At 51.1% G+C, this 9,726-nt stretch carries 9 protein-coding genes; 2 read left to right on the top strand and 7 right to left on the bottom strand.

Annotated features, from left to right (window positions below; translation table 11 throughout):
- Positions 1 to 744, bottom strand: a 744-nt coding sequence (gene alr, locus IJN28_00740) for an alanine racemase (GenBank protein ID MBQ6712299.1), incomplete at its 3' end; no start/stop codon positions are given.
- A gap of 147 nt (positions 745 to 891) precedes the next feature.
- On the opposite strand from alr, the gene IJN28_00735 reads away from it, so the two are divergent.
- Positions 892 to 1,095: an alpha/beta-type small acid-soluble spore protein gene (locus IJN28_00735; GenBank protein ID MBQ6712298.1), complete on the top strand. Its 204-nt coding sequence runs from the start codon at positions 892 to 894 to the stop codon at positions 1,093 to 1,095.
- Positions 1,096 to 1,148: 53 nt separating this feature from the next.
- Here the strand turns inward: IJN28_00735 and IJN28_00730 are convergent, their stop codons facing one another.
- On the bottom strand, positions 1,149 to 3,125 hold the full coding sequence (locus IJN28_00730; protein ID MBQ6712297.1) for a PASTA domain-containing protein: 1,977 nt from the start codon (positions 3,123 to 3,125) through the stop codon (positions 1,149 to 1,151).
- Between the two features lie 272 nt (positions 3,126 to 3,397).
- Between IJN28_00730 and IJN28_00725 the strand changes: the two genes are divergently transcribed.
- Positions 3,398 to 3,844: an Lrp/AsnC family transcriptional regulator gene (locus tag IJN28_00725; GenBank protein MBQ6712296.1), complete on the top strand. Its 447-nt coding sequence runs from the start codon at positions 3,398 to 3,400 to the stop codon at positions 3,842 to 3,844.
- Between the two features lie 44 nt (positions 3,845 to 3,888).
- Here IJN28_00725 and IJN28_00720 read toward each other — a convergent pair whose 3' ends face one another.
- The 5 genes from IJN28_00720 to IJN28_00700 form a co-directional block, all read right to left on the bottom strand.
- Positions 3,889 to 6,612 (bottom strand): hypothetical protein, encoded by a 2,724-nt coding sequence (locus IJN28_00720; protein MBQ6712295.1) that lies wholly within the window; start codon positions 6,610 to 6,612, stop codon positions 3,889 to 3,891.
- A 217-nt stretch (positions 6,613 to 6,829) separates the two neighbouring features.
- Positions 6,830 to 7,351, bottom strand: coding sequence for a 2-oxoacid:acceptor oxidoreductase family protein (locus IJN28_00715; protein MBQ6712294.1), 522 nt, complete (start codon positions 7,349 to 7,351; stop codon positions 6,830 to 6,832).
- Complete coding sequence (locus IJN28_00710) at positions 7,348 to 8,166, bottom strand: 2-oxoacid:ferredoxin oxidoreductase subunit beta (protein ID MBQ6712293.1); 819 nt, start codon at positions 8,164 to 8,166, stop codon at positions 7,348 to 7,350. The genes IJN28_00715 and IJN28_00710 overlap by 4 nt, the downstream gene beginning before the upstream one ends.
- A 1-nt stretch (position 8,167) precedes the next feature.
- Positions 8,168 to 9,295, bottom strand: a complete 1,128-nt coding sequence (locus IJN28_00705) for a 2-oxoacid:acceptor oxidoreductase subunit alpha (GenBank protein ID MBQ6712292.1) — start codon at positions 9,293 to 9,295, stop codon at positions 8,168 to 8,170.
- A complete protein-coding gene (locus IJN28_00700; GenBank protein ID MBQ6712291.1) occupies positions 9,292 to 9,492 on the bottom strand; it encodes a 4Fe-4S binding protein in 201 nt (66 codons plus the stop codon). Before IJN28_00700 ends, IJN28_00705 begins: the two co-directional genes overlap by 4 nt.
- Between the last annotated feature and the right edge of the window lie 234 nt (positions 9,493 to 9,726).

Genomic DNA, 9,726 nt, shown 5'->3' with positions numbered 1-9,726 from the left:
TGCTTTGAGCGTCATCGCAGGACGAAGCTCGATATCACACGATACTTCATCGGATGGCAAGAGGCCGTAGAGAATGATGCCTGCCCGTACCATATTGCAGTACGATTCGGGCATATCGAGGATCGCCGCGCTGTTGGCGATCTGTTTGAGCGGGATATCGGCACCTGCGTGCTCTGCCAAGCGTACTGCCTCGCGGAATTTTTCGAGTTGCGCGATCGCATGTGTCTTGTCGCGTACGTCTGCCATCGCGAAGTGAGAGAAGATACCTTGTATCTTGATATTCGGCATCGCCATGACCGCTTTGACGAAATCGCCCGTCTCTTCGGGATGGATACCGACACGCATCATGCCCGTATCGATCTTGATATGGACACGTGCGACCTTGTTCATCGCGACAGCCATCTCGGAGATGGCTTTTGCCATATCGAGCGAGAAGATGGCTTGCTCGACATCGTGTTCGAGGAGATCGCGCGCCTGCACGATCGGCGTTGCTCCCAAGATCAAGATCGGTGCCGTGATACCGCCGTGACGAAGTTCCTGCGCCTCACGAAGCACAGCGACCGCCAGATAGTCGGCACCTTCGGCAAGTGCCGTACGCGCCGCCTGCACCGTACCGTGCCCGTACGCGTCAGCCTTGACGACAGCACACAGTTTCGTTTCCTGACCGATCTTCTGTTTGATATTTCGTACATTCGACGCGATCGCGCCGAGGTCTATTTCCGCCCATACGGGACGTTGATACATAACCTGTCACCTCTATTTAAAACTTATCATCCGATCTTGTGTAGTATTGACAAAAATCTGCCACAAATTACACGCTTTTCAAATCGCATATGATCTTTCTTCTGTGACATACTACGATTACACAACTGCAAAGGAGGTGATTCGAAAATGTCCAGAAGCAGAAAACCTGTCAATCCGGCAGCAGAAAATGCCTTGGATCAGATGAAATTTGAAATTGCTTCCGAGCTGGGGATTGCCGATACTGTCCGCCAAAACGGCTGGGCGACCATGACAAGTGCCGACTGTGGCCGTGTTGGCGGTCAGATGGTACGTCGCATGATCGAACAGTATGAAGCGAATATGCAAAAGTAACCTTCGGACTCGTTCACGGGACGGCATCAGCCGTCCCTTTTACTTATCAATCATCATCGCGGTTCAAATCGGACGCGCACCGCCGAGCCTGCCTGCGCCGACGAATGCGGCGTGATATCTTGGCTGACCGCGATACCCGTACCTTCCGGTATCATCGTAAGGCCTTCCGACATGAGCGCGCGCATCGCTTCTTTCATCGTCTTGCCGCGTACATCGGGCACCATCACAAGACCCTTCTTCTCCTTCACGCTCGGCATCGCTTTCGGCGTCTGTCTTTCATTACGCGGAAGTTCTGTTGTCGCCGTTTCATTCGGCAGGATATTGAGATATCTCATCGACTCGTGCAGGATCTTCTTCGCAACAGGTGCGGCTACCTGCCCGCCGTAATAACTGCTGCCGGACGGATTGTCGATGACAACGATGACCGCAAGACGCGGATTTTCTACCGGAGCAAAGCCGACGAACGAGGCGATATATTCACCCGGTTTGTAGACGCCTTTTTCTACCTTCTGTGCCGTACCTGTTTTCCCTGCAACGCGGTACCCCGGTATCTGCGCTTTGCTGCCGCCGCCTTCGGAGATAACCTTTTCAAGCAGACCTTTCATCGTATTCGCCGTTTCGGCAGATACCGTCTGGCGTACGACGATGCTTTCTTTGTGCGATTCGTAGACAGAACCGTCGGCATTCCTGATCTCGCGAATGATACGCGGCTGCAAGAGCACGCCGTCGTTGGCAAGCGACGATACTGCCATCAAGACCTGTATCGGCGTTACCAAGATACTCTGTCCGATCGACATCGTAGCGATATCCGAATCTACCATATCACGTGCCGAGCGGAACAAGAAACCTTTTTCTTCACCCGGCAGTTCGATATTCGTCGTTTGGTCGAAACCAAACTTCTTAGCATACGAAAGCAGTCTTTCTCCGCCAAGTCTGAGGCCTACTTTAGCGAACCCTGTATTGAGAGAGTTCTTGATAATATCGGTGAACGTCACATTGCCGTGACCTTTACCATCCCAGTTTTTCATACGGTGCCCGGATACTTCGATATATCCGCTGTCATAGAACACCTCATCGGGCGATACGACTTTTTCTTCGATCGCCATCGCCGCTACGACCGACTTAAACGTCGAGCCCGGTTCATACCCGTGCGTGATACCGTTGACGATCAAACGATCATTCTCAAGCTTATCAAGCTTATTCGGGTCGAACGTCGGACGGCTTACCATCGCCAGTATCTCACCCGTTTTCGGATCGACGACGATGATGGTACCTTTGTTCGTCTTGTTTACCGTCATTGCTTCGTCCATCGCCGCTTCTGCGATACATTGTATCTGGCTGTCTATCGTCAGATAGATGGCCTTGCCGTCGCGGATGAACTTCGGCACGTGTACCGATTCACCGATCGCACGTCCGTAGTTATCGACGGTGACCTTTTGCATCATGACCGACCCTTTTAAGATATCGTTATACATATTCTCGACGCCGATGATACCTTTATCTTCCTGATTAACGAACCCGAGGACCTGCGCCGCCACCGAGTTCAAGGGATAGTATCGCTTGACCTCGGGATAATACGCAAACCCTTTGATCTTCGTATTCTTACGCACCTCGTTGATACGATTGATCTCTTCTGTTTCCAAATGTCGTTTGACCCACGCGAACTGACCGCCGCGTTCGATAAGTTTCATGATCTCCTCGGGAGGCATATTGACGATCGGCGCGATAAGCGATACCGCTTCCTGCGGCGACATATTTTCCGCATTCTCCATCACTACCTTCGGATCGACGAAGAGCGACTTCGTTTCGATGCTGATCGCAAGCTCGCGTCCGTTGCGGTCGTAGATACCGCCGCGCGGCGACTGGAGCTTATATTCGCGCATGCTCATGTTGTGGAACTTATCCGTCAGATCATCGCCCACGACAATCTGGAGCCATGCCAAGCGCCCGACAGCCACGATCAGGAGGAAGACCAAAAAGGCTATCAACTTATTTATTCTTCCGTTTATTTGTACATTTGATTTCTTCATCTATTTCCAGACCCTTCTTGTTTACCGTATACCAAATAAAAATCCCGTACCTTATTGTATTCTATCACCTACGGCTTTTTCCTGTTATTCGCACGCATTGCCGTCTATATTTTTTTCATTTTGCGTTCGCCTATAAAAAATAAGAATTTTTTGATTTTGCTTTATATTTTTTGTTTTTCATGGTATAATAAGTCATCAGCTTTTATTTTTTTATCCATGTTCACATAAAGAGATCGTTATCAAATAAGAAAAAAAGGATCGGGTGACTACTTATGGATGATATTGATGTAAAAATTCTCCGTCTATTGCAGCAAAATGCACGCAAGACCATCTCCGATCTCAGCGCCGAGATCGGTATGTCGATGCCTGCCATCAGCGAACGTCTTAAAAAGCTGGAAAATGCAGGTGTCATCGAGAAATACTGCGCGATCTTGAATCCGCACAAACTGAACAAGGAGCTTATCGCACTCATGTTCGTCGGTCTGGAAAGCCCGCGTTACAGCGACAGCTTCACCGAGTTCGTCAAAGGCGAGCCCGATATTCAGGAATGTCTTTACATCACAGGTGATTTTGACTTCTCGCTCAAGATCATCACGCAGAATACTCATACACTTGAGGTACTTCTCAACAAGATCAAAGCACATCACGGCATTGCCCGCACCAAGACGACTGTCGCCCTGTCTGTCGTCACGAGCCAGCCGTCGATACAGCCTGATTGATAAACAAAAAGCAGACTCATCAGAGTCTGCTTTTTTATGTTGCGCTAGTCGCGCGATTCGCGGATCGGTTTCATACCGCGGCGTTTACGATATTCGCGATACGATTCGACCGTATGGACGTTTGGCGGAAGCTTTTTGTCGAGATAATCGCGGATACGCTCGAACTCTTTGGGGCGATGTTTGCGTACTGCTTCAAGCACCTTGTCCTTATCGACATAGACCAAGTCTTTGTGTCTGACCATTTCCATGATCTCATGGATATTCGTTCTGTATTCTTCTTTATTTTTGGTGCCATAACCGTACATACTTTTTATTTTGTTGACTTTTTCTTTATTCTTACCGCTAAGGTCATAATCGACCCCGACAGGAACGATGATATTCTGCTTGTGGTTATCTTCCATGCCGAGGATAAAATTGTACGTTCCTTTATGTTTATCGCGATACGCTTCTCTTTCTTCTTTCGTTTTTCCTTTCGGTTTCCACGTACCGTCAATGATGATCATCGGTTGTTCGATCTCCTCATTCAATCTTGCCACATGTTCGGGCTTGATCTCCTTGCCGTGTTTTTCGAGCAGGACTTTGTCCAGAACGCTGTTATCAACGATAAGCGGTGCGTTGTTATGCGTGATGAGCGACATGATATGCGGCGGGCGCGTGCTCATAACGAAGCGTTCTCGTTCCGTAAAATATCGGCTGTGGTTTTTGGTGATGGTGTCCATGATCTCGGCTCTGTTTCGCTCAAGCAGCTCTCGCATAACAGGTGCGATGTCGCGTCCCCAGACAGACCCGTCAACGAAGCTTTCGGCATAGTCGCGCAGGATATCTTTTTTCGGACGACCTTCCAGATACGAGAGGCTCCGTTTGGCAATGGCTGTCGGTACATTTTCGGCAAACGACTTGACGTATCCGCCGAGGTTTTCGATCTTGCGCAAGACCGTTCTGATGATCGGCATCGGATGCTCTGCTCGTGCATTGCGTTCATCGGCGATGGCCTGCATGATGCCTGCTACTTGGTTTTCCTCATTCGTGCCGAACAATTCTTCGAGCATCTGTTTTTCTTTGCGTGTCGTGACCGTATTGAGTGCGAAATGAACAGCCTCATGCTGCAGTGTATCAACATCATGCAGACTGCTCAAGCGAATGAGTGCTTCGGAATCCACCTCATCAAGATGACCCTTGAGCTTAAATATCGTACGATTCGGCAAGTCGTACTGCTTGCGAATGGAAGCGGCTTTTACAGACGGAACCACGATATCTTTCTCCGTCTGTGCATTCAATTCGATGCCGTTCGGAAGCGTGATGTGGAACTTGCTGTCGCCGACTTCATCGACCTGTGCACGTTTGCCGAAAACACGTTTGAGCTCCTGACCTAAGATCAGACTATCGCTCGGAGACAAGTCGGGGTTTTCCGGTACCGTCGGTATCTCACCGTATTTTCTGATATATGCTTTTTTCGGCCAACCTACCAGCGATTGAGGCATCTGTACGTCGATCTCTTCATTGTGGATATCGTGTACATATCGGCCAAACTCTCTCGCCTCGGCTTCCTTGTACGCAGCACTTCTTCTCAGCTCTTTTTTCTTTTGATCGAACCCTTTCCCCATCTGATGCGGCACAGGTGCCCACGGATACGGTTTTTTTGTCTTGGGATCGATGTATTCTTTGGGCAAGATAAATTTCGGATTGTTATATTTATCGCGCACGATCCCTTTCTCGTTTCCCATGAGTCTTGGTACGTGCGGATTGATGCTCTCTTCTGTCGGCTCGGGCGGTTTCTTCGGATACACCGTCGGCGTAGGAAGTGTCCAATCCTTCTTCATCGGCAGTGTTTTTTTAACCTCATATCCCGAAAGAGCGACAGCCAGCAACTCGAGTATCAGCTCAAGTTCTTTACTGTCCCAGTTTTCTTCCTTGGCCATCTGATGGACTGTGGCGACATCGATGACACCGTTCGCAATAGCGTTGTAGACATCGGGACCAAGTTTTGATTTCAGCACATCTTCGATATGCGGCACGCGCCCCATCATATTATAAGCAGAGTTTGGTATCATGGCCTTTACCGCGTCGGGCATATCGACCATGTGCGGTACATGCGGTGCTACGGTACGCAGTCCCTCTTTCGCCAGACCGGTAAGCACCTTACCTGTTCCGTAAGTACCGCCCGATTCACCGATAACACTGCCCAGCGTATGGACTGCCGAAAGCGCGCTGTCTACCGCTTCATCACCTGTCGGCTCATAGGCCAGTTCACGTTTTTGGGTGTACAATGGCGCACGGAGCGGATCATCTTCATCGACAGCAAGCCCAAGCACCGCATCGGGGATATTGAGGGCGCCGTAACCAATGCCTCGCCCCAATTCCTCCAGCCCTTCCCACTTGTAATCGCGGATACGTTCTTCACTGCCGACCGTACCGTCCGCAAGACGTACCTGCCTGTCGGGGAACATCTCGGCATCATCGGCAAGCGACAAGCCTGTGGCAAAATTGCTTTTGCCCCTTGTATAGCCGTCTTTTGCATCGCGCCAAAGTTCCTGCGCGCCGTTCGGCTGCATCAACTGTATTCCGGTATTCGTAAGCGCGCTTACGACCGGAAATTGTCTTGCGGCGATCGGTGCCAGCTGCTTGTAGTACTGCCTGCCGTAGCTCTCGGCAGCACTCGGATCGCCCTCCGTGTCGGGTATCATACCCGTCACGCGGTCATCGGCACCGAGGATGCGGCCTAATTCCGCCAATATGTTTTCATAATTTGTTCGTTCAAATACTCCCATATCATTCTCCTTTCCTGCGCGTTTGCCTAAGGGAGATAGTTGGCATATTGCGCATACGGTATATGTATTTCCGTCATAATACGGCGATAAAATGACGGTGTAACCGTCTTATTTCAGTATAACAGATTTTTGTCATTTGTAAATCGCTTGGCAGTTTTTCATAAAAAGTGACGAAACGAGAGAAAAAGAGAGGATAGACGAGCTATCCTCTCTTTTTTTATTCTGCCGCTTTGAAACCGAGTTCCAATGCTTTCATATTTTTTTCAAGCGTTGCAGGCGGTACACGACTTGCAACGGCTTCGCGCACAGCGTCGAGCGATACGTCGCCCGAGAGTTTCGTGACGACACCGAGTGCGATGATGTTGGCGAAGAGGTCTTTGCCGATCTCTTCGACAGCCATGCGTGTGATCGGTACACGTACGATAGTGCCGTGTGCGGGCGGGTTCGGTACGAGGTCTTCGTCAATGACGAGGATACCATCAGATGCGAGGTCTTTGATATATTTGTCTGCCGCCTGCTGGGTCATTGCCAAGAGGAGGTCGGGGGTCGTTACTTTCGGATGGTAGATAGGCGCATCGGAGATGATGACTTCCGCTTTGGAAGCACCACCGCGTGCTTCAGGGCCGTAGGACTGCGTCTGTACAGCTTCTTTGCCTTCGGCAACAGCGGCTTCTGCCATGATGATAGCGGCGGTTATTACGCCTTGTCCGCCCGAGCCGGATAAACGGATCTGTTTCATTCTGCAATACCTCCCGCCATGATCTGAATTTTTCTGTACTGTTCGGTATATTCGGGCATCGTTTTGTCACAGAAAATACCGATCGGGTATTTCGTCTGCTGTACTTCGGGCGCGAGCTTGTCGTACGCCGCTTTCATAACAGCCGTATCGCGCATTGCTTCGAGCATCGCAGGACCGTCACCGAGTTTGTTGCGGCGGCCGTAGCCGATCGGGCATTGCGTGATGGCTTCTACGAGCGAGAAACCTTTTTTGTCGATGGCTTTGGCGATCATGTCGGTAAGGTGCGTGACATGGTACGTCGTACTTCTGGCAACGAACGATGCGCCTGCCGCTTCGGCAAGATTGCACGGATCGAACGGACGGTCTACCGCACCGTACGGAGCCGTCGTTGCTTTGTGCGTCGTCGGTGTGAGCGGCGATGCCTGACCGCCTGTCATACCGTAGATGTTGTTGTTGAAGAGAACGACCGTAAGGTCGATATTGCGGCGCGCACCGTGGATGAAGTGGTTGCCGCCGATGGCTGTGCAGTCGCCGTCACCTGTGATGACGATAACGTTGAGCTCGGGGTTGGCGAGCTTGATACCCGTTGCGAACGGGATCGCACGGCCGTGTGCCGTATGTACGGTATCAAAGTTCATGTAGCCCGACGCACGCGACGAGCAGCCGATACCCGATACGATGATCGTTTTGTCCTGGTCGAGGTTCTGTTTTTCGATCGCCTGTACGATGGCTTTCATCACAGTACCGTTACCGCAGCCGGGGCACCAGATGTGCGGGAGGCGGTTCATACGAAAATATTTTTCATAGCTTCTCATCTTACTCTACCTCCGCGATCATATCGTTGATTCCCGTTTCGATCTCGTCGGGAACGAAAATTTCAGTGTTGTATTTCGCGAGCGACTTAACGAGTGCTTTACCGCCCGCCGCTCTTTCTACTTCGCGCACGAGCTGACCGTAGTTCAGTTCGGGCACGAGGATACCTTTGACTTTTTCTGCAACTTGTTTGACGACTTTATCAGCGAACGGCCAGATCGTCATCAGGCGTACCATGCCGACTTTAATACCTTTTTCGCGAGCCGCTTCGACTGCCGCGTATGCCGTACGTGCCGTACCGCCGTAAGCGAGGACTGCATATTCGGCATCATCCATGAAGAATTCGTCGTAATGCGTGATCTCATCCTGTGCGATGGCGATCTTTTGGTGAAGACGATCGGTTGCCGTTGCCGTTACTTTGGCACTGCCCGACGGGAAGCCCGTTTCGTCATGGATAAGACCCGTTACGTGCATATGCGAACCTTCACCGAAGTTGGCAGGGCTCGGCACGAGGTCTTCCATCGGTTCATACGGAAGCGCGCCTGCTTTCGGCGTGCGGCGCGGGTAGACATCTACCGTTTCGGGAAGCTCTACTTTTTCGCGCATATGACCGACGATCTCATCGAGGAGAATGATGACAGGCGTGCGGAAACGCTCCGAATAGTTGACGGCTTTGACCGCAACATCGAACGCTTCACGTACCGACCACGGCGAAAGCGCGATCATCGGATGGTCGCCGTGCGTGCCCCAGCGTGCCTGCATGACATCGCCCTGCGACGGGCTGGTCGGCTGACCCGTAGACGGGCCTACACGCTGTACATTGGCAATAACAACAGGGATCTCGGCACAAGCCGCATAACCGATCAGCTCCTGTTTTAAGGAGAAGCCCGGGCCGCTCGTTGCCGTGAGTGCTTTTTTACCTGCGAGAGAGGCACCGATGACAGCCGCCATCGAAGCGATCTCGTCTTCCATCTGAATGAACGTACCGCCGAATTTCGGAAGCTGAAGAGCCATCTGCTCTGCGATCTCCGTCGACGGCGTGATCGGATATCCGCCGAAGAAACGGACACCTGCCGCGAGTGCGCCTTCTGCACACGCTTCGTTACCTTGCATCAATCTTGCTTTTGTCATTTCGTCACCTTCTTATCTACCTGAATTGCATAGTCGGGGCAACGAAGTTCACATTGACCGCAACCGATACAAGCTTCTTTATTCGCAATACTCATCTTGCCGAGTGCGTCGAGCGCAAGCACGCCCTTCGGGCAAAATGTCGTACATATTCTGCAGCCTTTACATTGTTTTTGATTGATTCTGATCTCTATTTCCATACTACCCACTCTTCTCTCTTGGAATCAAATATATTGGCGCGGACGATGCCGTGCCATCTGTCAAAGCACCTGCTTTTCTTATTTTGCGAAAAGCTCCTGTGCTTTTTCTGCAATACGTTTGCCGAAGATCGGGAACATCTCACTGTCCTGCTCCAGCGTATCTTTCAGCGCGACCGCGCCTTGATGAATAAACGGCTGGCCGTATGCACCGCCGCCCGAGTAGACGATCATGCC

Source organism: Selenomonadales bacterium, assembly GCA_017442105.1.
GTDB lineage: Bacteria > Bacillota > Negativicutes > RGIG982 > RGIG982 > RGIG982.
This window is presented reverse-complemented; position numbering and strand designations above follow the sequence as displayed.